Annotated in this window: 31 protein-coding genes; 18 read left to right on the plus strand and 13 right to left on the minus strand. The window is 30.3% G+C overall.

Annotated elements, in window-relative coordinates:
* Both B3R94_RS01320 and B3R94_RS01325 read right to left on the minus strand, forming a co-directional pair.
* The coding region (locus B3R94_RS01320) for a VanW family protein (RefSeq protein ID WP_349680735.1) at positions 1-1,054 on the minus strand (1,054 nt) is incomplete at its 3' end.
* Between the two features lie 126 nt (positions 1,055-1,180).
* The gene (locus B3R94_RS01325) at positions 1,181-2,281 is read right to left on the minus strand and encodes a PorV/PorQ family protein (RefSeq protein ID WP_291098110.1); all 1,101 of its coding nucleotides are present in this window, start codon (positions 2,279-2,281) and stop codon (positions 1,181-1,183) included.
* 105 nt (positions 2,282-2,386) lie between these two features.
* On the opposite strand from B3R94_RS01325, the gene B3R94_RS01330 reads away from it, so the two are divergent.
* From B3R94_RS01330 to B3R94_RS01345, 4 genes are all read left to right on the plus strand, one after another.
* Entirely contained in the window at positions 2,387-3,127 is a 741-nt protein-coding gene (locus tag B3R94_RS01330; protein ID WP_260509556.1) for a CDP-alcohol phosphatidyltransferase family protein, read from the plus strand.
* On the plus strand, positions 3,124-3,882 hold the full coding sequence (locus tag B3R94_RS01335; protein WP_038334216.1) for a 3'-5' exonuclease: 759 nt from the start codon (positions 3,124-3,126) through the stop codon (positions 3,880-3,882). The genes B3R94_RS01330 and B3R94_RS01335 overlap by 4 nt, the downstream gene beginning before the upstream one ends.
* A 3-nt stretch (positions 3,883-3,885) precedes the next feature.
* Complete coding sequence (locus tag B3R94_RS01340; protein WP_219034607.1) at positions 3,886-4,494, plus strand: fumarylacetoacetate hydrolase family protein; 609 nt, start codon at positions 3,886-3,888, stop codon at positions 4,492-4,494.
* Between the two features lie 93 nt (positions 4,495-4,587).
* Positions 4,588-6,357 (plus strand): MutS-related protein, encoded by a 1,770-nt coding sequence (locus B3R94_RS01345; RefSeq protein WP_291098114.1) that lies wholly within the window; start codon positions 4,588-4,590, stop codon positions 6,355-6,357.
* A gap of 10 nt (positions 6,358-6,367) precedes the next feature.
* On the opposite strand, the gene B3R94_RS01350 is transcribed toward B3R94_RS01345, so the two are convergent.
* Positions 6,368-7,024: an HAD family hydrolase gene (locus B3R94_RS01350; protein ID WP_291098117.1), complete on the minus strand. Its 657-nt coding sequence runs from the start codon at positions 7,022-7,024 to the stop codon at positions 6,368-6,370.
* Positions 7,025-7,243: 219 nt separating this feature from the next.
* Between B3R94_RS01350 and B3R94_RS01355 the strand changes: the two genes are divergently transcribed.
* The 8 genes from B3R94_RS01355 to recN all read left to right on the plus strand — a co-directional run bounded on the left by B3R94_RS01355 (position 7,244) and on the right by recN (position 14,422).
* Positions 7,244-7,711, plus strand: a complete 468-nt coding sequence (locus tag B3R94_RS01355) for a hypothetical protein (RefSeq protein ID WP_291098120.1) — start codon at positions 7,244-7,246, stop codon at positions 7,709-7,711.
* Between the two features lie 224 nt (positions 7,712-7,935).
* The gene (gene dapA / locus B3R94_RS01360; protein WP_280048867.1) at positions 7,936-8,814 is read left to right on the plus strand and encodes a 4-hydroxy-tetrahydrodipicolinate synthase; all 879 of its coding nucleotides are present in this window, start codon (positions 7,936-7,938) and stop codon (positions 8,812-8,814) included.
* Positions 8,815-8,826: 12 nt separating this feature from the next.
* On the plus strand, positions 8,827-9,333 hold the full coding sequence (locus B3R94_RS01365; protein WP_280050906.1) for a ferritin: 507 nt from the start codon (positions 8,827-8,829) through the stop codon (positions 9,331-9,333).
* An 81-nt stretch (positions 9,334-9,414) separates the two neighbouring features.
* Positions 9,415-10,296: an outer membrane protein assembly factor BamD gene (locus tag B3R94_RS01370; protein ID WP_038334250.1), complete on the plus strand. Its 882-nt coding sequence runs from the start codon at positions 9,415-9,417 to the stop codon at positions 10,294-10,296.
* A 27-nt stretch (positions 10,297-10,323) separates the two neighbouring features.
* Positions 10,324-10,647 (plus strand): DNA-directed RNA polymerase subunit omega, encoded by a 324-nt coding sequence (locus tag B3R94_RS01375; protein ID WP_019973784.1) that lies wholly within the window; start codon positions 10,324-10,326, stop codon positions 10,645-10,647.
* Entirely contained in the window at positions 10,647-11,846 is a 1,200-nt protein-coding gene (gene coaBC, locus B3R94_RS01380) for a bifunctional phosphopantothenoylcysteine decarboxylase/phosphopantothenate--cysteine ligase CoaBC (protein ID WP_280035658.1), read from the plus strand. The genes B3R94_RS01375 and coaBC overlap by 1 nt, the downstream gene beginning before the upstream one ends.
* An 8-nt stretch (positions 11,847-11,854) precedes the next feature.
* Positions 11,855-12,763 (plus strand): DUF4835 family protein, encoded by a 909-nt coding sequence (locus B3R94_RS01385; protein ID WP_038334260.1) that lies wholly within the window; start codon positions 11,855-11,857, stop codon positions 12,761-12,763.
* A complete protein-coding gene (gene recN, locus B3R94_RS01390; RefSeq protein WP_280045599.1) occupies positions 12,764-14,422 on the plus strand; it encodes a DNA repair protein RecN in 1,659 nt (552 codons plus the stop codon).
* A 71-nt stretch (positions 14,423-14,493) separates the two neighbouring features.
* Here the strand turns inward: recN and B3R94_RS01395 are convergent, their stop codons facing one another.
* From B3R94_RS01395 to B3R94_RS01415, 5 genes are all read right to left on the minus strand, one after another.
* Entirely contained in the window at positions 14,494-15,366 is an 873-nt protein-coding gene (locus B3R94_RS01395; protein WP_115000579.1) for a nucleoside phosphorylase, read from the minus strand.
* A gap of 65 nt (positions 15,367-15,431) precedes the next feature.
* Positions 15,432-15,761 (minus strand): translation initiation factor, encoded by a 330-nt coding sequence (locus B3R94_RS01400; protein ID WP_115002063.1) that lies wholly within the window; start codon positions 15,759-15,761, stop codon positions 15,432-15,434.
* A gap of 85 nt (positions 15,762-15,846) precedes the next feature.
* Complete coding sequence (locus B3R94_RS01405; protein WP_115000581.1) at positions 15,847-16,575, minus strand: hypothetical protein; 729 nt, start codon at positions 16,573-16,575, stop codon at positions 15,847-15,849.
* Entirely contained in the window at positions 16,563-16,802 is a 240-nt protein-coding gene (locus B3R94_RS01410; RefSeq protein WP_038334320.1) for a hypothetical protein, read from the minus strand. The genes B3R94_RS01405 and B3R94_RS01410 overlap by 13 nt, the downstream gene beginning before the upstream one ends.
* A 157-nt stretch (positions 16,803-16,959) precedes the next feature.
* Positions 16,960-17,661: a DUF1826 domain-containing protein gene (locus B3R94_RS01415; RefSeq protein WP_115000583.1), complete on the minus strand. Its 702-nt coding sequence runs from the start codon at positions 17,659-17,661 to the stop codon at positions 16,960-16,962.
* Between the two features lie 111 nt (positions 17,662-17,772).
* Between B3R94_RS01415 and B3R94_RS01420 the strand changes: the two genes are divergently transcribed.
* The 6 genes from B3R94_RS01420 (at position 17,773) to B3R94_RS01445 (ending at position 21,278) form a co-directional block, all read left to right on the plus strand.
* Positions 17,773-17,988 carry a hypothetical protein gene (locus B3R94_RS01420; RefSeq protein WP_038334324.1) on the plus strand — a complete coding sequence of 72 codons (216 nt, stop codon included), beginning with the start codon at positions 17,773-17,775 and terminating at the stop codon, positions 17,986-17,988.
* A 60-nt stretch (positions 17,989-18,048) separates the two neighbouring features.
* Positions 18,049-18,693, plus strand: a complete 645-nt coding sequence (locus tag B3R94_RS01425; protein WP_115000585.1) for a peptidylprolyl isomerase — start codon at positions 18,049-18,051, stop codon at positions 18,691-18,693.
* A gap of 101 nt (positions 18,694-18,794) precedes the next feature.
* Positions 18,795-19,148 carry a YkvA family protein gene (locus B3R94_RS01430; RefSeq protein WP_115000587.1) on the plus strand — a complete coding sequence of 118 codons (354 nt, stop codon included), beginning with the start codon at positions 18,795-18,797 and terminating at the stop codon, positions 19,146-19,148.
* Positions 19,149-19,311: 163 nt separating this feature from the next.
* The gene (locus B3R94_RS01435) at positions 19,312-19,773 is read left to right on the plus strand and encodes a MaoC family dehydratase (protein ID WP_038334338.1); all 462 of its coding nucleotides are present in this window, start codon (positions 19,312-19,314) and stop codon (positions 19,771-19,773) included.
* A 95-nt stretch (positions 19,774-19,868) separates the two neighbouring features.
* Positions 19,869-20,783, plus strand: a complete 915-nt coding sequence (gene miaA, locus B3R94_RS01440) for a tRNA (adenosine(37)-N6)-dimethylallyltransferase MiaA (RefSeq protein ID WP_115000588.1) — start codon at positions 19,869-19,871, stop codon at positions 20,781-20,783.
* A gap of 3 nt (positions 20,784-20,786) precedes the next feature.
* On the plus strand, positions 20,787-21,278 hold the full coding sequence (locus tag B3R94_RS01445) for a 3'-5' exonuclease (protein WP_038334348.1): 492 nt from the start codon (positions 20,787-20,789) through the stop codon (positions 21,276-21,278).
* Positions 21,279-21,768: 490 nt separating this feature from the next.
* On the opposite strand, the gene B3R94_RS01450 is transcribed toward B3R94_RS01445, so the two are convergent.
* The 5 genes from B3R94_RS01450 to B3R94_RS01470 form a co-directional block, all read right to left on the minus strand.
* Positions 21,769-22,095 carry a DUF493 family protein gene (locus B3R94_RS01450; RefSeq protein WP_038334352.1) on the minus strand — a complete coding sequence of 109 codons (327 nt, stop codon included), beginning with the start codon at positions 22,093-22,095 and terminating at the stop codon, positions 21,769-21,771.
* Positions 22,096-22,190: 95 nt separating this feature from the next.
* Positions 22,191-22,712, minus strand: coding sequence for a GNAT family N-acetyltransferase (locus B3R94_RS01455; protein ID WP_291098127.1), 522 nt, complete (start codon positions 22,710-22,712; stop codon positions 22,191-22,193).
* Entirely contained in the window at positions 22,712-23,038 is a 327-nt protein-coding gene (locus tag B3R94_RS01460) for a DMT family transporter (RefSeq protein WP_125349392.1), read from the minus strand. The genes B3R94_RS01455 and B3R94_RS01460 overlap by 1 nt, the downstream gene beginning before the upstream one ends.
* Positions 23,039-23,112: 74 nt before the next feature.
* A complete protein-coding gene (locus tag B3R94_RS01465; RefSeq protein WP_291098131.1) occupies positions 23,113-23,673 on the minus strand; it encodes a Crp/Fnr family transcriptional regulator in 561 nt (186 codons plus the stop codon).
* 83 nt (positions 23,674-23,756) lie between these two features.
* Positions 23,757-24,461 (minus strand): phosphoadenylyl-sulfate reductase, encoded by a 705-nt coding sequence (locus B3R94_RS01470; RefSeq protein ID WP_291067766.1) that lies wholly within the window; start codon positions 24,459-24,461, stop codon positions 23,757-23,759.
* Between the last annotated feature and the right edge of the window lie 201 nt (positions 24,462-24,662).

Here is a 24,662-nt window from a genome sequence, read left to right on the forward strand (position 1 = left end):
AAGTTCTTCCGCCTAACATTCCGTTTTTATAAATAAAGGGCAATAAATTTTGACTAATAACTAAATGAGTACTTTCGATTGGAATTAATTTTGAAGCAGAATTTGCTATTTTTTCATCTAGTTGTAATGATAGTTCGAATGGATTTTTATTTTTGGAAAATCGTAATTTCAAAGCTCTATAAATTCCAGAAAATAAAGTTGTCTTGCTATCTTTATGAGAAGAAAAACTCCAATTATAGCGATTCGTTTTGACGAAAAAATTCTTTTTCATCGAAAATATAAAACGATCATTCTCATTTATATTTTTCGAAATATATGCATCATATTCTGGCCATTTTTCATCCAAAATATAAGTCGTCGTTTTAATATGTTGATTTTTATGTGATTGATCTTCATGTTGATGACAACTATCGTTTCCACACGAATAACAATCATTTAAAAAATTGAAAGCCAATTTACTATCAATATTTTCTGATAATTTTAAATCTTTATTTTGACTTTTATAGCGAACAATTAAATGAGTAGAAGTTAATTCAGTTTCGATTCTAAAATCATAAGCCGAACGAAAACGTAAATCAATATAATTCCATTTTACAGTCGCATCGCGATCCTTTTCCGCCAACGAACCTTGTATGATTTTGGTATGTTTATGACGCTCAATAATTTCGAAATTTGCGTTCAAAGCCGCATCATACAACGCATTAGATAATTGGCACAAACCTCCAGCAATCGTTGGTACAATGCAACCTTCCTTTATTTCTCGACCAACCACATAACCTTGACCATAATTTGGATTACCAATATGTTTCCAAAAGCTAAATGTTTCGTTGGCTTTAATTTCTAAACCATTAATTTTTTGAGAAGCAATTCGAAGATTTTGAATTTTACCAGCTGTTAAAATCCAATTTTCTTTTTTGTCATTTCGATTCCAAAGTTCACTTTCAGAAAATGCAACAATCGGTTGATCAATTAATTTTGAATCAAATTGAAATTTTGTAGGATTATCTTGAATATTTTCAGCCCACGAAGACCAATTAAAAAAGTAGATTTTAATTTAAAAATAAGACTTTTTGAAAAACTATGTTGTTCTATAAGTTCTGGTTGACTCAAAATAGTAGATTTAGGTTATGGATTAAAAATAATAAAAAATAACCAAACCTATTTCACTAATTTCAGTGAATTATCTCCACTTATCCATCTCGAAACGAACAGAAAAAATGTTAGAATACAATCCCAAACCGCTGTCTCCAAAGTTTGTCAAAGCATAATCAATCGAGATTCCTTTGTATTTGAAACCTACCCCAACATTTGGCTGAATTTGAGTTTTATCTTTTCCATCAAATTGCGAAATCTTCTGTAAATTGTTCAATCCTCCACGTACAAAAACCATGTCATCATAACCTAATTCAAGACCAACTTGTGGCGAAATCGAAAATCCTTTTCCAGAAATTGCGGCATTCGTTTGTTGAAATTCGATATTTATATCAACCTCTCCCAATAACGAAACTCGTTCATTAAAATCAAAACGCTTTCCAACTCCAAATTGCAATTTAGGCATTGTTAATTCGATATTCTCTCCAGGTAAATCATTCAAAATTGTTGGCTCACCTTCATTATTTGGTTCGTCAATCGTGATTTCTTTTACCTTTTGTTTATTGATACTCCACGCATTGAAAGTTGTTGTAATATCGCGCGCCATCAAACCAAAATACATTTTATTATCGGTACGATATTGCAAACCAAGATCTAAACCGAAACCAAATCCTTGCGCAAATTTCCCAATATGTCGATAAACGATTTTAGCATTTGCACCAAACTGAATATCTTTATTGTTGAACACATTTCCTGCATAAGACATCGTCAAAGCATAATCTGCTGTAGAAAATTTAGAGATTTTATCGTAATTAATATTTCCTTGATTATCAATTAATTCTGTCGTATTCAGAATATCATCAACACCAAAACGCGTAAGCGAAAATGCAATCGTAGAATTACTTTCTCTCAACGGAATTGCAACCGCTGCATAATCAAATTTCGCAATTGACTGAAAATATTCAGCATGCATCGCCGCAGCTTCCCAATCGTAAGTGATTTCCGTTAATCCAGCAGGATTCCAATAAGCCGCATTTGCATTTCCAATATTCGCCACAACCGCATTACCCATTGCAAACGAGCGCGCATCTGCACCAATATTCAAAAACTCGTTCGAATATTTGCGTGTGGTTTGAGAAAAAGCAAATTGACTTGCCAGAACAGATAATATAAGGAATGTCTTTTTCAAAATTGATGAATTACGAATATAAAAACTCAAAAATAGTGGTTTTATTGTGTTTAAAAAGGATTCAGATTAATTTTTGTTTGTACTTTTGTGATGAAAAATTCATTTATGAAATTATTTACAATTCCAAATTTTCTAACACTACTTAATCTTTCATGTGGTGTATTATCAGCCATTTTCATGATTTCGAGCAATGCTCAAATCACAACTACCACAGTTACAATTGTGATGGTTTTGATGTTGATTTCATTAGTTGCTGATTTTTTGGACGGAATGGTTGCACGACTAATGAATATTGGTAGCCCGATTGGAAAAGAATTGGATTCTTTGGCAGATTGTATTTCGTTTGGTGTTGTACCAGGATTGATGTTATTTTCGATGTTTAATCATTTTTCAACTGATTTTATTTATGAAAATGAGAATTTAAAAATTGCTGCAATTTCATTATTTGCTTTTTTAGTTCCTGCTTTTTCGGCGTTACGATTAGCAAAATTTAATTTAGATGAAGATCAAGCAACGTATTTCAAAGGTTTGGCAACACCATCAAATACCTTATTTATTTTCTCATTATTTTCTATCTATTACAATAATGGACAAATTATAAATCCATCTGTTGATCCGTATTTATTAATTGCCGTTTCTATTGTATTTAGTGTTTTATTAATTGTCGATTTACCATTATTTGCCTTAAAATTTAAAGGATTGAGTTGGGCAGAAAATTATTATAAATATATTTTCTTAATCATTACATTAGGTTTAGTGGCTTGGTTGCAAGTTGCTGCAATTCCGCTAATCATCTTATTGTACATCCTTATCTCAATCATTTTTAGAAAAGAAATTACAAAATGAAATTAACTAAAAATATCTGTTTCTTTGATTTAGAAACAACTGGAACTAATGTTTCAAAAGACCGTATTGTTGAAATCTCTATCGTGAAAGCTTTGACAGACGGTTCAAAAGAAGTAAAAACTTGGAAAGTTAATCCTGGAATTCCAATTCCACCAGAAACAACTTTAATCCACGGAATTTCTGACGAAGATGTTGCCGATGCGCCTTCTTTCAAAGAACTTGCCCCTGCGATTATGGAAATGATTAAAGATTCTGATTTGGCAGGATATAATTCAAATCGTTTTGATATTCCACTTTTAGCAGAAGAATTATTACGTAATGGTTTTGATTTTGATTTATCAAAACATCGTCCAATTGATGTGCAAGTGATTTATCATAAAATGGAACCTCGCAATTTAAGCGCTGCTTATAAGTATTATTGCGATAAAGATTTGATTGATGCACATTCTGCGGAAGCTGATACAATTGCGACTTACGAAGTTTTGATGGCGCAAATCGAGAAATATGACGAGCTTGAAAATGACAATAAATTTTTGAGCGAATTTTCTTCTCAACGCAAAACGGCTGATTTAGCTGGATTTATTCAGTACAATGATAAAGACCAAGAAATTATTTCGTTTGGCAAGTATAAAGGACAAGTTGTGACGGATATCTTTGCGAAAGATCCAGGTTATTATGCGTGGATTCAGAATGCCGATTTTCCTTTATATACAAAGAAAGTTTTTACTCGAATCAAATTACAAAACGGTTTTTAAGCGATGAAAATTATTTGTGTCGGACGAAATTACGTCGAACATGCAAAAGAATTAGATAATCCAATTCCAGAATCGCCTATGTTTTTTATGAAACCAGATTCGGCCATTTTAAGAAAGGGTTTTCCTTTTGTTATTCCAAGTTTTACGAAAGAAGTTCATTTTGAAACGGAAATTGTAATTAAAATTGATCGAGTTGGAAAAATGATTCAACCTCAATTTGCAGATCGTTATTTTTCAGAAATCGGTTTAGGAATTGATTTTACAGCGCGCGATGTACAACAAGAATTGAAAGAAAAGCGTTTTCCTTGGGAAATTGCGAAAGCTTTTGATGGTTCTGCATTTGCTTCGGATTTCTATCCAAAAGAAAATTTTGATTTAGAAAATCTTACATTCAAATTAGATCGAAATGGAGAAAATGTACAAACAGGAAATTCAAAAGATATGATTTTTCATATCAATACGTTAATTGCGGAATGTTCTAAATATTTTACCTTGAAAAAAGGCGATTTAATTTTTACTGGAACGCCAGCGGGAGTTTCTAAAATCAATTCAAAAGATACGTTAGAAGGTTATTTGAATGATGAAAAAGTATTCGAAATAAAAGTGTTGTAATTCACACAATTATATAAACAACAATTTAAAAGAGCGGAAATTTCGCTCTTTTATTATTTATACCACTACCTTTAATCAGAAATAAAATTAAGAATGGAAAACTATCTGAAAATTGAAGAAAAACTACAAAATGATTTTAATCTTTTAAAGTCAAAAAAGAATAAAATCAGCAATATCAGGCTTGTTACATTTATTATTTCGGTTGTATTTTTCTTGCTTTACGTCACGTCGAGCAACAATTTATATTTGATTATTTCTTCTATTTTATTTATAGTTTTCATCGTTTTAGTGGTTAAAACTTCTAAAATTTCTTCGGAACTCAATTATTCAATTCAAGCTTTAGAAATTATTAATCAAATAAAATCTGATGATTCTATCGATCCATTTGTTGAAGATAATTCTCAGTTCAATAATGTTTACAACAAAGATTTAGATATTTTGGAAGGAAATTCAATCTTCAATCGGATCAATAAAACGCAAACTCGAATTGGAAATTTACAGTTGAAACATTTTTTATCGAATTTGATTTTAGACAAATCAGAAATTATTGATAGACAAAATGCATTTACAGAATTGGCTGAAAAAAGAAATTGGATAGTGACATTTTTGACATTTACAAAGCGATTAAACATGAATCAATCTTCAATTTTTGTGTTCGAAAATCGTGTATTCAATACTAATTCAATAAAATTACTTCCACTCATCTTTTCTGTTCTGAATATTTTATGTTTTATCGCTTTAGCAATTATTAGTTTTCCGAAAGAAATTGTTTTTTATTGGATTCTAGGCGCAGTTATTATTTCGAATGCAATTTCCATGTTTTATAAACAACAACTTCGACGAATAGCAGCTTATACGACAATGAAAGCAGATGAATTGGATAATTTATATGAAGTTTTTCGACATATTGAAGAAGAAAAATTTGAATCAAAACTAAATGTTGAAATTCAAAATACATTTGTAAATCCTTTCAAATCATCGGATTTAATCAAGACAATTTCTTCAACAAAAGAAACTTTAGATGCAGCAAATTTCCCGCTTGTAGGCTTTGTGTTGAATACATTTTTCTTGTGGCGATTACATTATTCGATCAAATTTGAAAATGAAGTACAAAAAACGGTTCATCAAATCAAACCTTGGTTAGATGAATTGGCGAAATTAGAGGCTTTTGTGTCATTTGCTTTGTTTAATGATAAATACAAAACGTTTACTTTTCCAGAAATTGTAGATGAACCTTTTGCGTTAAAAATCACGAATGGTTTTCATCCTTTATTAGATGAAAAAACAGTTGTGAAAAATGATTTTGAAACCAATCTTCCAAACAATATTGCGATTATTACAGGTGCAAATATGGCCGGAAAAAGTACTTTTTTGAGAACAGTTGGAACAAATTTGGTTTTGGCAATGAATGGTGCAAAAGTGAGTGCTGAAAAAATGTCTTTTTACCCAATGGATTTATTTACAAGTATCAGAACGGTTGATAATCTGTCTTCTGGCGATTCTTATTTCAAAAATGAGATTAACAAATTAAAAATTTTGATTGAACGTTTAGAAAATAATCAACCACAAATCATCATTTTAGATGAAATTTTAAAAGGAACAAATTCGGAAGATAAACTGATTGGTTCGCAAAAATTTTTAGAAAAACTAATCAAATCTCCTACAAAATTGATTGGCTTTATCGCAACTCACGATTTAGAATTAACGAAAATGGAAAGTGAAAACCCTGATCATATTATTAATTATTGTTTCGAATTAAAAAACGTGGACAACAATTATTATTCGGATTATAAATTAAGAAAAGGCACAACCAAAATGATGAATGCCATTTTCTTAATGAAACAATTTAGGATTATTGATTAATCTTAAATTGTTAATTTAATTCTTTGATAAAATTCGCATCAATTGCATTAAAATCATCAACAATACAATTTGCTTTTGAAATATCTTGTTGTTTCGAATTTACACTTTTGTAACCCAAACAATACAAACTTGCTCGTAAAGCCGCTTCTACTCCATTTTTACTATCTTCGATAACAATACATTCGCTATGTTCGGACTTTGCTAAATCAGCGGCATGCAGAAAAATGGCTGGATCTGGTTTTGATTGTGGAAAGTTTTCGCCAGAAACTTTATGCGTAAAATATTGATTTAACTCAAAACGATTAAAAACACGGTCAATTGTCGATTTTGAAGCCGAAGATGCCAAAATCAATTCCATTCCATTATTGTATAAATCTTTAATCAACTTCTCTACGCCATCAATTAAATATAAATCTGGTTTTGTGTCGAAAGCTTCATTAAAAATCGTACGTTTTCTCAAAACTAAATCGTTCACTTCTTCCTTTAAATCAAATTTATCTTTCAAAATTTGGTAAACATTTTTTGTCGATTGTCCTGTAAATGTAGCAAATAATTCTTCCGTAACCGGAATATTTAGTTCTTTATAATGTTCGAAATAAGCATATTTATGTACTGGTTCTGTATCGACAATTACGCCGTCCATATCGAAAATTATAGTTTTAATCATTATTATTTTGTTTCTACAAAATTAACTTTTTTAAGAAAATGATGTAAAAGTTTAAACTTTAGAATGATTTTAAATTAATCGATTATATTACTGATATAAAGGGTTATATTCGAAACCAAACAACAATACTTATGTTAAAACTTAACATTAAGATAACATTTGCACGCTTTTTGTAAAATTCTTGGCATAACAAAGTTAAAAACTGAAAATTTAATAAAAATGAAAAAAGTATTATTAGTAGCTGTAATGGCATTAGGAATTTCTCAAGTAAATGCTCAAAACTATAAAAATGCTTTAGGTGTTGTTGTAGATTTAGGAGACGGAGAGACACTTGTAGGTCCACAATTCAAGCACTCTTTTGATGGTAAAAATGCGGGTAACGTACAAGTTATGTTTGGAGATAACATTACTGTTTTAGGTGCAGATTATACGTATAATCAACCTTTTTCTGGTGCAAATGGATTAGGATGGTATGTTGGTGTTGGACCTCAATTATCTTTTGTAGATGGAGGTAAATTTGAGGACAAAACTTATTTTGCAATTCGTCCGCAAGCTGGTTTAGAATACAAAATTCCTTCTGTTCCATTGGCTTTACATTTTGATTGGAAACCATGGTGGAACTTAACAAACGATTCTAACTTCGAAGCTGGTCGTTTTTCTTTAGGATTTAAATACACATTTAACTAATCAAACGTTAAAAATATAATAAGCCACTCACTTGAGTGGCTTTTTTTATAAGTAAAATCATATAATCTATACATAAATTAATTTTATTCCTCTGAATTAATCGTTATTTTTGAAAGATTTTGGATTTTATCTAAGACCAATTATAGATTAACACTATTATTTGATTATTCAAGATATAATTCCGAATTTTAACTTAATATTAGATTTAATAACATTTATAGAAGATGAAACAATTAATTGGGACAGGAGTTGCTTTGGTTACGCCTTTTCAACAAGATGGTACCGTAGATTATGCTGCATTAGAAAATTTAGTAAACTATAGTATCGATGGCGGTGTTGAATATTTAGTTATTTTAGGAACTACTGCAGAAGCAGCAACACTTACAAAAGATGAAAAGAAACAGGTAATCGAAACAATAAAGAAGGCGAATGCTAATCGTGTTCCGATGGTTTTGGGTATTGGAGGTAACAATACGGCAGAAGTTATTAATGAATATCAAGAAACAGATTTGAGTGATTATATCGCAGTTCTTACAGTTTCTCCTTATTATAATAAACCAAATCAAGAAGGGATTTACCAACATTATAAAGCGATTGCAGAAAGTACAGATGCCAACATTATTTTGTATAATGTTCCTGGTAGAACGGGTTCTAATATCTCAGCAGATACAACAATTCGTTTAGCAAATGAATTCAAAAATATTGTTGCGATTAAAGAAGCTTCACCAGATTTCTTACAATCAACAGATATTATTCGTAAAAATACACGCGAAGATTTCAATATTATTTCTGGTGATGATGAATTCGCTGTTCCAATGACTTTAGCTGGAGGTTCTGGTGTTATTTCTGTTATCGGACAAGGTGTTCCAACTGTTTTTACAGATATGATTCGTAAAGCAATCAACAAAGAAGTTGTTGCTGCTTACGAAGGTCATTACAAAGTTGTAGAAATTACACGTGCTATTTTCGAGGAAGGAAATCCTTGCGGAATAAAAGCTGTTTTAGATAACAAAGGCGTTTGTAAACCATTTACAAGATTACCTTTAGTTCCAGCATCAGCTAACTTGACAACAAAAATTAACCAATTATTATCAAACATCTAAAAAAATAAAGCTATGATAAAAGATACAATATTAGACGCATTAAACAAACAAATCAAATTAGAAGGAGATTCTTCTCAATTATATTTAGCTATGGCTTCTTGGGCAGAAGTGAAAGGTTTGGAAGGAACTGCAAATTTCTTGTACTCGCATGCAGACGAAGAACGTATGCATATGTTAAAATTAATTAAATTTATTAACGAAAGAGGCGGAAAAGCGTTTGTTCCACAAATTGAAGAACCAAAACAAGATTTCACAACATTGAAAGAAGTTTTTACTGCAATTTTAAACCACGAATGCTTTGTATCTGAATCAATTAACGACATTGTAGGCTTAACATTAGAAGAAAGAGATTATTCTACTCACAATTTCTTGCAATGGTATGTTTCTGAGCAAATTGAAGAAGAAAAATTAGCAAGAAATATCTTAGATAAGTTAGAAATGATCGGATCTGACAAGGGAGGTTTATATCTATTTGATCGTGATGTAGTTACATTAAGCGCAGACACAACAGCGGAATAAATCAAAACTTTGAGATTTTATTAAGAGGATAAGAAAAAAATATTTTATACTTTAGTCCTCAAATTTTATTAAATTTGCAGAATGTTTAAAAAACTAAGCTTAGTAGTTTTAATTGGCGCTTCTTTAGTGTCTTGTAACAAGACCTATAACAAAGCGATGAAAAGTACGGATAAAGACGAAATCTTTACATTGGCTACACAATTGTATCAAGATGGTAAATATGATTTGGCAAACGAATTGTATGAAAAAATTTCTACATCATTTGTAGGAACAGAAAAATCTGCGGACATTGCCTATAATATGGCACAAGGTAACTTTAACGAAAAAAGTTTCCGTTTAGCAGGACATCAATTCAAAAGCTTTGCAGGAGCTTATCCTATGGATAGCCGTGCAGAAGAAGCTTTATTCAAATCGGCATTTTCTTATTACAAAGATTCGCCAAAATATGACTTGGATCAAACAAGTACGTACACAGCAATCAGTGAGTTACAAGGATTTATCAATTCGTATCCAGAATCAGCACACGTTGCAGAAGCGAATAATTATATTACAGAACTTAGACAAAAATTAGAATTAAAGTCTTTCGAAATTTCTAAAGTTTATTACAAAACAATGAAATATAAGGCTGCTGGAGTTTCTTTTGACAATATGGTTGATGAATATCCAGATTCTAAATTTCGTGAAGAAGCAATGATGTATTCATTACGTTCTAAAACAGAATTGGCGTTAAATTTCTCTCGTATCGAGAACAAAGATTTACGTTTACAAGATGCCAGAACGCAATATCTTTTGTTAACAAGATATTATCCGCAAACAAAATTTAAAGCAGAAGCTGATAAATTGATGGAGAAAATCGACAAAGATATGGTGGAGACTAAAAAACAATTAGCTGATATAGAAGTAGCTAAAAAGAAATTTGAAGCTGATCAAGCTGAATTAAGCAAAGAGCAAAATAATAAATAATAGTAAAATATATAAAATTCTTTCATTATGAATTTCAAGGATATCGGTGCAGCACCAACAACACAAACTTATGATCGTAATAAAATCGATGAGAAAACAGGAAACTTATACGAATCGATTGTAATTATGGGTAAAAGAGCAGAACAAATCAACCAAGAAATGAAAACTGAATTAATTCAGAAATTGGATGAGTTTGCTGCACATACAGATTCTTTAGAAGAAGTTTTTGAAAATAGAGAGCAAATCGAAGTTTCAAAATTCTACGAAAGATTACCTAAACCGACTTCTATTGCGGTTAAGGAATGGTTAGACAATGACGTATATTACAGAAATCCAAATGAGGATAAATAATGTCTGTTTTACATAGTAAAAAAATTCTTTTGGCAGTTTCTGCCGGAATAGCGGCCTACAAAGCCGCTTTTCTTGTTAGAGGGCTAATCAAAAAAGGAGCTGATGTTAAAGTTATTATGACGCCAGAAGCTCAAAACTTCGTTACTCCACTTACACTTTCCACACTTTCTAAAAATCCTGTCGAATGGGAATTTTTCGGTGATAAAGGGGATTGGAATAATCATGTGGAATATGCTCTTTGGGCAGATTATATGATTATTGCACCTTGCACAGCAAATACGTTGTCACATATGGCAGATGGAACATGTGATAATTTAGTTCTAGCAACTTATCTTTCGGCTAAATGTCCTGTATATTTTGCTCCAGCAATGGATTTGGATATGTACAAACATCCATCAACTTTAGAAAATATTGCTAAATTAGAATCTTTCGGAAATATTTGTATTCCTGCTGAAGCTGGAGAATTAGCAAGTGGATTAATTGGAGAAGGTAGAATGGCTGAACCTGAAAACATTATTGCGTTTTTGGAAAGTACAATCGAAGCTACTCTCCCACTTCACGGAAAAAAAGTAGTAGTTTCTGCTGGTCCTACATACGAAAACTTAGATCCTGTTCGTTTTATAGGTAATTATTCTTCGGGAAAAATGGGATTCGAGATTGCAAAAGCTGCTGCTAATTTGGGTGCAAAAGTTACCTTGGTTAGTGGTCCAAGTCACGAATCTGTTACAGGTTTTCCTATCGATCGAATAAATGTTGTTTCTGCTCGTGATATGTACGAAGCGATGCACGCTAATTTTGCTGATGCTGATGCTGTGGTAATGTCAGCGGCTGTTGCAGATTATCGTCCAAAAAAAATGGCTGAGCATAAAATTAAGAAAGAAAACGATGATAATTTAATTATCGAATTGGTGAAAAATCCTGATATTCTAAAATCGTTAGGCGAAATCAAAACACATCAATTATTGGTTGGTTTTGCATTAGAGACGAATAACGAAGAAGAATATGCAAAGAAAAAATTAGCCAAAAAGAATCTTGATTTTATTGTTCTTAATTCGATGCAAGATAAAGAAGCTGGTTTTCAGAAGAATACAAACAAAATTACAATTATTGATAAAGATTTATCGATGCAACAATTTGATGCAAAATCAAAAACAGATGTTGCAAAAGATATTTTGAATGTCATTTTAAATAAGTTATAAAATTTATTATGAAGAAATTAGCCTCAATTTTCTTTTCGTCGTGTTTAGCTATTTCGGCTTTCTCGCAAAATATTATTGCAGATGTAAAAGTCGATTATTCTCAGGTTCAGGGATCTAATACACAGGTTTATCAAACTTTAGAAAGATCATTAAAAACATTTATTAATTCAACAAAATGGACAAATGATCGTTTAAAAACATACGAAAGAATTGAAGCTAGTTTCGTCATTAATATAATTGAACGAGAGGGAAACAGAATGAAAGGTACGATTTTAGTACAATCTCGTCGTCCTGTTTTTAACTCAACGTACTATACGCCTGTTCTTAATTTATCTGACGATAATTTTACGTTTCAATACCAAGAATCTGAAGAATTAATTTTCAATGATCGCAAATTCAGTGGAAAAAATTTGACAGATGTATTAACGTATTACATTTATTTAGTTTTGGGATATGATGCAGATACGTTTGCGAAAGAAGGCGGAACTGAGTATTTCAAAATGGCGAAGAAAATTGCTGATTTCGGTCAAGCAAATAATAACTTCTCTGGTTGGAGCGAATTAGATGGAATAAAATCGCGCACAGCTTTAATTAACAATATTCTAAAATCGGATAATTCTACACTTCGAAATATTATCTATCAATATCATAGAAACGGCTTAGACATTATGTCTGAAAACGAAGTTCGTGGTAAAAATGCGATTGGAAATACGTTATTGCAATTAGAATTTTACCAAAGAGGAAATTATTCTCAATTTTATCCGCTAGAACTTTTCTTAACAGCAAAAAATAGCGAAATTAGTCAAGTATTTTCAGGCGGACAGGTTTCTACGGTGAATATCGAAAAACTAAAAGGAATTTTAAATTCAATCGCGCCAAAATACAACGACAATTATTGGAATAAATTGAAAAAGTAAATGTTAAAAACTCTTCGCGTTAATAATTTTGCCATTATCGATCAATTGGAGATTGATTTTCATCAAGGTATGACCACAATTACCGGTGAAACTGGTGCTGGAAAATCGATTTTGTTAGGTGCTTTAAAATTAGTTTTAGGCGAACGTGCCGATTTAAAAGCCTTGAAAAATATTGATGAAAAATGTATTATCGAAGCTGTTTTTGAGATAAAAAATCTTGAATTAAATGATTTTTTCGAAGAAAATGATTTGGATTACGAAGACGAATCTATTCTGAGAAGAGAATTATTACCATCTGGGAAATCGCGCGCTTTTATCAATGATACGCCTGTTAAAGTCTCTATTTTGCAAGAATTATCAGAATTATTGATTGATATTCATTCTCAATTTAATACACCTAAAATTTTTGAAGCTGATTTTCAACTTTCGATGTTGGATATTTACGGAGAAAATAAAGACTTATTGAAAGAATATAAGAAGGATTTTAACCACTATATTTCTACGAAGAAAAAGATAAAAGACGCTCAAAATTCGTTAGAAAATCAATCTCAAGATTTAGAATATAAATTGCATTTGTGGGAAGAACTGAACAATGCTTCGCTAAAAAATGAGGAATTAGAAGAGTTGGAAATCGAGATAAAATCTTTGTCAAACGTAGAAGAAATTATTTCGACTTTGAATGAAACTTACCAATTTTTGGAGCATCCTGAAATGGGAATAATTTCTCAATTGAATGAAGCAAGCAATAAATTGAATAAAATTTCGGATTATAATTCACAATACAATTCGATTTACGAGCGATTGATTTCATCAAAAATAGAATTGCAAGATATTTCGGGTGAAATGAGTAGTTTGATAGATTCGACTGAAATTAATCCTGAAAGATTACAAGAAATTACAGATCGCTACGATTTGATTCATAAATTATTGCGTAAACATAATGTGATTTCTGTTGAAGAATTAATTGCAAAACGTGACGAATTAGAAAGTCAAACTTCTGGTTTTGATAATTTGAGTGATTTAATTATTCACTTAAATAAAGAATTGAATTCAATTTCAGAAAAACTTGAAAAACAAGTAATTAAAATTAGAAAAAATAGAATTTCTTCTATCGAAATTATCCGAAAAAATATCTTGAATACGTTGTCACAATTGGGAATGGAAAATTCTCAATTAACCATTCAATTAAACGAAACAACAGATTTTACAGCAACTGGAAAAGATGAAGTTTTGTTTCTATTCTCAGCAAATAAAGGAATGGAACCTCGTATTTTTGAGAAATCTGTTTCTGGTGGAGAACGGTCTCGATTGATGTTAGCGATTAAAAAATTATTGGCAACTCATCAACATTTACCAACGTTGATTTTAGATGAAATAGATACAGGAATTTCTGGAAAAGTTGCAAATGAAACAGGAAAAGTAATGCAAACAATGGCAGAAAATATGCAGCTTTTAGTGATTACGCATTTGCCACAAGTCGCTTCAAAAGGAAATTATCAGCTAAAAGTTTACAAAGAAGTTGTTGACGAAACGACACAAACAAATGTGATAGAACTTTCTCAACAACAACGTTTAGAAGAAATTGCTCAAATGATTTCTGGTTCAGAATTAACAGATGCAGCAATCAATCAAGCAAAAGAATTAATGAATTTGAATTAAAATTCTTAAATTATATAAAATCAAAAAAGCTCGAGAAAATTCTCGAGCTTTTGTTTTATATGATTCCGAAATTATTTTGTTAATCTTTCTAACGAATATTCAATCATTGCATCAACTGCTTTGTAAGAATCAGCACTAAATTCACCTAAAATTCTATTTGCAACAATTGCATTTATCGACAATGCTTCATGTCCCATCATTGCTGATAATCCATAAATTGCAGAAGTTTCCATCTCAAAATTAGAGATTCTTAAACCTTCGTAATTAAAAGTTGTTAAACGCTCATTAATATCAGCTGGATTTGGTTGCAATCTCAAATAACGTCCCTGAGGTCCGTAAAAACCACAAGCTGTAGCTGTTACTCCTTGAATTGTTTTTTCAGAAGCTAATTTATCTAATAACAAATCAGATCCTTTTACTAAATATGGACGCGCTTTATTCGGCGACCAATCAACATGTTTAATAAAAGCATCTTCTACCTCTTTATTCATCACCGCTTCACTCCCAACATAATAATGCAAAAGTCCATCTAAACCTAAACCGTGAGAACCAATAACGAAACTATCAACAGGAATATCCGCTTGCAAAGCTCCAGAAGTTCCCATACGAACAAATGATAATTTTCTGAAATCTTTTTTGATCTCACCAGTTTCCAAATCGATGTTAGCCAAAGCGTCTAACTCAGATAAAACAATATCAATATTATCCGTTCCCATACCAGTCGAAATAACTGTTAAACGTTTACCATTCAACGTTCCTGTATGCGTCACAATTTCTCTTTTGCTTGCTGTCTGCTCGATTGTATCAAAATGTCTTGAAACTTTTTCGACACGATTTGGATCACCAACAGTTATAATAGTATCTGCTAAATGCTCTGGTCTTATATTACAATGGTAAACACTTCCGTCTGCATTTAAAACTAATTCTGATGCTGCTTTACTCATGATTTTATAATTAAAAATAAGAGAACAATATACAATTTTTATCAGTAATAATTGTAAAGAAATTATTAACCACCTACTCTTTTCACTTTAAATCCTTTATCTTTCAGGAAAGCCATAATCTTATCGCGATAATCTCCTTGAATGATGATTTGTTCGTCTTTAAAACTACCTCCAACACCCAAAAATTGCTTAATTTCTTTTGCTAAAAGTTTGAAATCTTCTGTTTCTCCTTCGTAACCTTCTATAATTGTATTTATTTTCCCTTTTCGTTTCTCAAACTTACAAATCAATGGTTCTTTCTGAATCCATAACTCATGTTGTTCTTCATTTGATACTTCTTCTGGCTCAGGTATATGATCAGGAAAAAGATTTTTTAATTGATCTTGTAAATCCATAGTATTTGATGTAATCTTTGTAATAAATGGCGTTTTAAATTGGAATTCGTCCATTTGTACCATTATAATTACAAAGATAAAATTTTTATTGCAGTTGTTTTATAAACCAATTTGGAACTTTATCCGAAACTATTTCAAGTTCATTTCTCTTAACTTGTGCAAATAATCTCATTTCTTGAGTTGAATTATCAAAAATATAGCCTTTATCTACAATTTTTAAAGCTGGAAATAAATTCATTAAAGTAGAATGATATCGTTTAATCACCTTTTCATCTGGTACAGCGTGACCACCTTTTTCTACTCTATTTTCAATTCGAGAAATATTAATCAAAGGATCTTCAATACAGACAAAATACATATATGTTTTGAAACCACGATTTTTAGCATCCACTATTTCATCAATTTTAGAAGGATGACTCATTACCGTTTCAAATGAATAAGATTTACCTTTAATCAATAAGTGTTTTCGAATAAATGAAGTAATAAAAGACGCTTCGTAACTATGTGTAGACTTAGATTTATCAACCAAAACATTATTTCGAAACTGCACATCAATTGCTTTTCCTTCATTATTTGCTTTTTCGAATAATGAAATTGAAGCAGGTTCAGTTTTAAAATCTTCAAAATCTTTTTCGGTAAGTTTTAGTTCATATCGATCCAAATCAATAAAACCTTTTAAAGAAATTTCTTTTTCAATCAAATCTGAATTAATAAAATATCCAGCATTAAATTTTGATGAGATTGAATCGAATAAAGTAGACTTTCCAGATCCATTTGGACCAGCAAAAACGCGTAAACGTTTTATTTTAGACATAATTTAGCTCCTTTTTTCAATTCAGCTGGAACTTTTATTCGATCTATTGTTTTAATCACCTTAATTTCTCCATTAGGTTTTCTCTCGATGATTCGATTTCCTTGAACATATTGAACTGATAAATCTAATGCTTCTGAAACTCTAATTGCAGCTTGCGATGCAGATTTAGCTAAACGATTTAACGCTCCTGCTTCTTCTAATTTTAGTATATCTGATTCTTTGTTCATAATAATAGAAATTAAATTAACAATAATTATTCATCAATAAATGTACGCAAATTTAGTGAAACCATTGTAATAATAAAAGCTTGACTTCATTCAAAAGCCTAATCTTTTGAATCTAAATTATATAATTTTTATTAATAGTTATTTGATTAATTTATTCCTAACAGATTAACAATAATCGATATTCATCTTTATTTTCTTTCGGCGCGCGATGTACACAAGGCAAAACTTTTTGTTCTGGATGATCAACTGCCAATCGCCAAAGATTTCCTAATCCTAAATTAATTGGTTCAACACCTGGACGAATTTGATAATGCAAATCAAAGAAATATTCTTTCAAAAAATCTTCAAAACCATCAATGTATCCATCATATAATTCGAATAGTTTTTCTCTAATTTCTGGAATCAAAATTTTTTGTTCCACATCTTCATTTGCAACAATATCACTGGAAGCGCCATAGTAAGTGCACAAAAAAGTATCCGTAGGAATTAGCGAACGATCAACGTGAAATGAATAAACATCTGTCGAAATAAAATCAAATTCAGTATCGCGTTCATAACATTTCAGTAAGTTTAAAGTTGGCGAAGCGCCAAAAACAGTTAATTGTTGTAAATCATTGATCAAAATATTTCTCGCTTTAATTCCTTCATTAGATAAATCTAAATCATTCAAATCAGCAATAGAAATAACAGTAATATCATCCTTTAAAATCAATTGATTCACAATTTCCTCAAAATCACCTTCTAAATTTCGCCGCCAATTTATCGCATTATTTTTCCCAGAAAAAGCTGTATGTACAAGTTCATCAAACGAAGAAACGACAAGAACTTGTTGTTGATTAGAATTATTTTGAGTAATCATATAGCTGCAAAATTACTATTTATCAAAAAATAATTCAGCCTAAAAATTAAATTATTCCGAATGTAAATTCTCCGTTGCAAAAGTTGTATTTTTACCAAAGATTAAAAGACAATGGAAAAAGAAATTATCACCAAAACATTTACATATAAAGGCCACACCAAAACTTTTAGTGCAGAAGTGCAACCTTTACCGCCTTTCAACCCAGAAACGATGGATCGCGTGAAATATGAAGAAACCAAAGAAGCACATTATATGCTTGCCGAAGCGGAAGTTTATAACCAGAAAACAGAATGGTTTTTTAAAATTGAACAAGAATTGCAAAAATAATGAAACGACACTTACGCTAAGTGTCGTTTTTTGTTTAAGTTTAATCCACAAAATTAAAACATGAAACAAATTACTTTAACATTATTTACACTTATTACGCTTTCGGCTTGTACTTCTAGCAAAACGGTTTTTCATAAAAAATGGACAACAAAACAAGCGCCAGAAAATTTTGTTGCTCGATTTGAAACAACAAAAGGAAATATTGATATCGAAGTTGAAAGAAAGTTATCGCCAAAAGCTGTTGATCGTTTTTATCAATTGGTTAAATACAATTTTTTCGAAGATGGAACTTTTTATCGTGTTGTTCCGAATTTTGTCGCCCAATTTGGAAATACAGACACAATTGTTTCTAATCAATGGAAAAAGTTTATTGTAGAAGATGAACCTGTTATTGCTGGAAATAGTAAAGGAGCTTTGAGTTTTGCGCGCGCAGGAAAAAACTCAAGAGATTTGGATTTGTTTATTAATCTGAAAGATAATCATCGTTTGGATACAATCAATTCCAATGATGTAGTAGGTTTTCCAAGTTTTGGAAAAGTGGTGAACGGAATGAATGTTGTAGAAAGTTTGTATGATGGTTACGCTGGACAAACAATGGAAGATGAAGAAATTTTTAACAGCACAAAATTAATGCGCGAAAGATATCCAAAGCTTGACAGAATATTGAATGCAAAAATCATTAAACTGAAAAAGAAAAACAAGTAAAACAATGTAACATAAAGTTTTAACATGACACAAAAATCAATTTAAATGTTTTGGCATGTACTTTGTAATACATAATACGTTTTTAAAACATATTTTGTGAAATGAAAAAATCAAAATTCTTTAAAGTCGCTGGAGAAGCAGCAATGGCAGCTCAAAAAGACAAATCTTTTTTTGAAAAAGTAAAGGCTTTTTTCAATATGTTAGGTGATTACAAAAAAGGAAGTTATAAACCTGACAACATGAATTTATTTCTTGGATTTGTAGCAACTTTATACATTATTTCTCCTATTGATATTATTCCAGAAGCGCTATTTGGACCTTTTGGTTTGATAGATGATTTTGGGATTTTACTTTTTGGAATGAAATATTTCAACAAAGAAATTATTAAATATCTTGCATGGAGAGATACGCAAAGAGCCTATGCAAATGTTGAAGATGCAAAAATTATTGAGTAGCAATAAATTAAATAGCTATAAAAAATCCGATTGAATTTTCAGTCGGATTTTTTATTTTTAGATTATTCAAAAAATGCTCTCTTTCTCATAAATAAAATTTATTATCTGACGATTATTCATTAGATTTGAGCAATACAATACTAAAAACTAAAACACCTGAATAATGGTAATTATTAATAATTTCGATGAATACAAAGCTTTCGAAGGTAAAGAAATCGGTAAATCTGACTGGCATATAATAAATCAAGAACAAATCAATCGCTTTGCTGATGCAACTTTAGATCATCAATGGATTCATACAGATCCTGAAAAAGCAGCTAACGAAGGACCTTTCAAAAAAACAATAGCGCATGGTTATTTAACGCTATCTTTAATTCCACATTTGTGGGATCAAATTGCGGAAGTGCGCAACATCAAAATGTTAATCAATTATGGAATTGAAAATTTGAGATTTGGACAAGCTGTTTTGGTTGATAGTGAGGTAAGATTAACTGCAAAATTGAAATCTATTACTAATTTGAGAGGAATTGCAAAAGTTGTCATCGAAGCAAATTTAGAAATTAAAGATAATCCGAAACCTGCTTATACGGCTGATGTGGTTTTCCTTTACCACTTTAATGATTAATTAAAGATCAATATAATTTACAAAGCTTCTATTTTTTATAGAAGCTTTTTCTTTTCATAAAATATCGAAGTATCTTGCGCTCGATTTCATATAACATGCAAAAAATTCAAAATAATAAAACCTTAATTTCTATTGTTGGACCAACTGCAATTGGTAAAACCAATTTGGCAATAGAAGTTGCAAAACATTTTCAATCCGAAATTATTTCTTGTGATAGTCGTCAATTTTTCAAAGAAATGAAGATAGGAACTGCTGTTCCTTCTGAGGAAGAATTGACTGAAGTGAAGCATCATTTTATTCAAAATATTTCTATTCACGAAAAATATTCGGTTGGTGATTTTGAGCGTGATGGCTTAGCTTTTTTGAATAATTATTTCAAAACAAATGACATTTGCGTCATGGTTGGTGGATCTGGTTTATATGAAAAAGCGATCACAGTTGGCTTTGACGAATTTCCTGATGTTAATCCTAAAATTAGAGAAGATTTGAATAATGAGCTTGCTGAATTTGGAATTGAAAAATTGCAAAAAGAATTGCAAGAAGTCGATCCAAAGTATTTTGAAGAAGTTGATATTTTCAATAAACAGCGTGTAACACGTGCTTTAGAAATTTTTAGATCTTCGGGTTTACCTTTCTCTAACTTCAGAAATCAAGATTTGAACAAACGTCCATTTAACATAATTAAAATCGGTTTAGAACTTCCTCGCGAAGAAATGTACGACCGAATCAATCGTCGAGTTGATATTATGAAGAACGAAGGTTTATTAAATGAAGCAAAAAATTTATTTCCTTTAAAAGATTTGAATGCTTTGCAAACTGTTGGTTATCGAGAATTGTTCGACTTTTTTGAAGAGAAAATTACATTGGATTTTGCAATAGAAGAAATCAAAAAGAATACAAGACGTTTTGCAAAACGTCAAATGACATGGTTCAAAAAAGATGAAACTGTCAATTGGTTTTCTCCTTTCGAACAAGAAAATATCATTAATTTTATATCGAACAAAATATAAATTATGGAAAATTTTGTTGCCATCGATTTCGAAACTGCAAACAATTATCGTAATTCTGCTTGCGCGGTTGGAATTGTAACTGTGACAGATAATGTGATTACAGACGAGTATTACACGTTAATTCAACCACCACAAAATCAATATAATTATCATAATATTTTGGTTCATGGAATTCGTCCCGAAGACACAATTGATGCACCAAGTTTTGAAGACGTCTATTTTGAAATCAAACATCGTTTACAAAATCAGCTTGTTGTTGCACATAACGAATCGTTTGATCGTTCTGTTTTGAAGAATACAATGGAGTTTTATAGCCTCAATTACTCTCAACTTAACCTTGCCGAAAAGTGGGAATGTACATACAGAATTTTCAAACAGAAAGGAATTGTTCCTACAAAATTATCCGATTGTGCTCGCCGATTTAATCTTCAACTCAACCATCATGAAGCTTTATCTGATGCAAAAGTTTGTGCTCAATTATACTTATTAAAATAGTTTTACTAAAAATTTATCTGATTAAACATTTAAAAAACAATTCTACATTAATTATAATAAATTTATATTCAGCAATATATCCATTTACAAATATTTGTAAGTATTTACAAGTATTTAAAATTGATTAATAATAACTTTAATAACTCACTATTTCTAAGAAAATTTAATAAAGCAAAAATTCTATTCTAAATAAGTTGATTTTATGAAATGAATTGAGAATGCAAAATTTTGAAAATTAACTTTCAAAATTTTATAAAATGAAGTTTAAACTGAAATTTAGTTCTGATAAACCTTTACAAGTTGAAAAAAAAATTAATAATTTAAAAAATTGATTTCAATTGGATTTTTATCGAAGAAGTAAAATAATCAAATTATGTATTTAACATAATAAAGAGGGTTACTCTGGGAACATTAATTTCAAAATTGAAAAATTGATTCCTCCCCTACTCTTTTTAAAAACATAAAAAAAGGTTGCATTTGCAACCTTTTCTTATAACATAATAACGCCTTCTATCTTCGAAACTTCTTTGTAATAATTGATTACTGTATCCGCATCAATCACATAAAGTTTAATCGAAATAGATGTATATTTTCTATTTTTTGAAGCTTTGTAATCAAATTCAGCATTCGTTCCTGCAAAAATATCTTTGATTTTTTTCATCGTTTCTTCACTTGAAGGATAAATGAATTTGAACAAATAATCTGTTGGAAATTTTTGTACATCATCTAATCTTTCTTTGAATTTTGCATAAAAATCTTGCTCATTGTGAGAGCTATCTGGTATTTCTTCGAATGTATAATCTCTATTTGTGTCCATATCTATTATTTTTTTGTTACAATGTCAAAAACAATACCACTTCACATTATTGATAAAATATAGAATTAATAAGACATTTTGACATATTATAAATCTTATAATTTCAATCTCATCATATAATCTATTTGTTCATCATCACCAAGTCTGAAAATATGTTGATCGAATTTTTCGAAACCATTCTTTAAATAGAAATTAATCGCTGAAATATTCTTTTCCCAAACTCCTAACCAAATTGTATCTAAGTTGAAGTTTTTAGTTATTTCTATAGCTTTATTAAAAAGAATTTGTCCAATTTTCTTTCCTTGAAACGATTCTAACACATAAATTCTCTCAATTTCTAAAGAATTCATATCATAAATTTCTGTTTGAGCATCACCAATATTCAATTTCAGATAACCGACAATTTCTTGATTAATCATTGCAAAAAAGAACAACGAATTTTGATTCTTTAATTCTTTTAATAATTGATCCTCTGAAAAACTTTCAGTCAAATATTTTTGCATATCCTCTTCTGAATTAGAAGATGAAAATGTATCTGCAAAAGTCTTTTTAGAGATTTCTTGAAGCTGTAATATATCTATTTCTTTGACTCTTTTTATTGTAATTTCTTCGTTCATTAATGCGAAACAAATTTTAATCCTACAATTGAACTAATTAATATAAAAATAAAGAATATTCTCCAAAAATTAGCAGGTTCTTTGAATACAAAAATTCCAATTAAAACTGTTCCAACAGCGCCAATTCCAGTCCAAACAGCATAAGCAGTTCCCAAAGGTAAAGTTTGTGTTGCTTTGATTAATAACGCCATACTTGCGACCAAACACACTGCAAAAGCACCGTACCACATATACATTTCTGAGCCTGTTGTTTCTTTGGCTTTTCCTAAAGATGATGTAAATCCAATCTCGAATAATCCTCCTAAAATCAATAAAATCCAATTCATTTTGTTAATATTTTACTGCAAAGATGAATTAGAAAAAAATAGTATTTTTTTACAAATGTTAAAAAATTATTCGCTTAAATTTCGGCGCGAATCCTACTTAATGTTACTTGGGAAATTCCTAAATATGACGCGATATAACCTAATTGCACACGATTAATCAAACTTGGATTTTCTTCTAACAATTTTTTATAACGATCAATCGCCGTTCCTAGTTGCCTAGAAACAAAACGCTCTTCAGTTTTTATCAATTCAATTTCAGCAAGTTTTCTTCCCCAATTTGCAATCTCTAAATTAGTTGCGTAAAATAACTGTAAATCAGAAGATTTAATTTCATATAACTCACAATCTTCCATTAATTCAATTGTTTCGTAGCCAATTTTATTTTCGACATAACTTCGCATCGATAAAATCAAATCGCCTTCTTTCCCAAACCAAAACGTAATTTCTTTTCCATCGTCTATCGTATACGCACGAACAATTCCTTTTTTGATGAAATATAACTTTTTCTCAACTTTATCAGCATCAATAAGCGTGGTGTTTTTTGGTAATCGAATCAATTGAATTTTATCTGCTATCAATTGAATAGACTGTGATGAAAGTGGTGAAATTTGATCTAAGATTTGTTCTATTTCCATTATTGAAACTTGTCTAGTAAAAGTAAACAAAAAACTCAACCTAAAATAGGCTGAGTCATTCAAATTAAATTAACACCTGAAGTCTACTTTGCATGTAGACCGCATTCTTTTTTACTATTGTCTTCCCACCACCATCTTCCGGCACGAAAATCTTCACCTTCGTTTATAGCACGTGTGCAAGGAGCACAACCAATACTTATAAAACCCTTGTCGTGTAACGGGTTGTAAGGAACTCTATTTTCTTTCAAATATTCGAAACAATCCCCTGTTGTAAAATCAATCAATGGATTGAATTTGAATAATTGTTTTTCTTCATCAAACTCTATTTCGTGCATATCATGACGATTATTCGATTGCTCTGCGCGCAAACCTGTAATCCAAACTGATGCTTCTTTTAATGCACGATTCAAAGGAATTACTTTTCTGATATAGCAACATTGTTTTCTCAAATCAACCGAATCGTAAAAAGGATTAATTCCATTTTCTTCAACAAAATTTTCTAACTCCTCTGTTGGTGGATAAAATGGTTTAATCTTCGCTTGATATTTAAATTCTGTTTTGTTCCACGTATTGTACGTTTCCTGAAAAACACGACCTGTATCTAAAGTAAAAATCTCAATATTGTCTAATTTTTGACTTAAAATAGCATGAGAAATAACTTGATCTTCGAAACCAAAACTTGTCGAAAAAACTATTTTTTCTTTAACGTTGTTATTCAAAAACAATAATTTTTCTTCTAAACTTACTTGTCCTGTAACTTTTTCTAATATCTCTTTTAGTTGATTCATTTTCTTATATAATATCTATAGTTTTTATAGAGTATTTATTTTTAACAAATGTATTAATTCCAATTTTCTAAAACAACACTAATCTCGACTAATTTTATAGATATAATACCCGTAGTGCATTTAGGTAATTTTAATTTTTAGGTTTTTATTTTTTCTATTTTGGTTTCTGTTTATTGTTTGAATAATAGTAAGGGTTAGTAT

Origin of the sequence: Empedobacter sp. UBA7611, assembly GCF_002484365.1 — a bacterium.
In the GTDB taxonomy this organism is placed as follows: domain Bacteria; phylum Bacteroidota; class Bacteroidia; order Flavobacteriales; family Weeksellaceae; genus Empedobacter; species Empedobacter falsenii_B.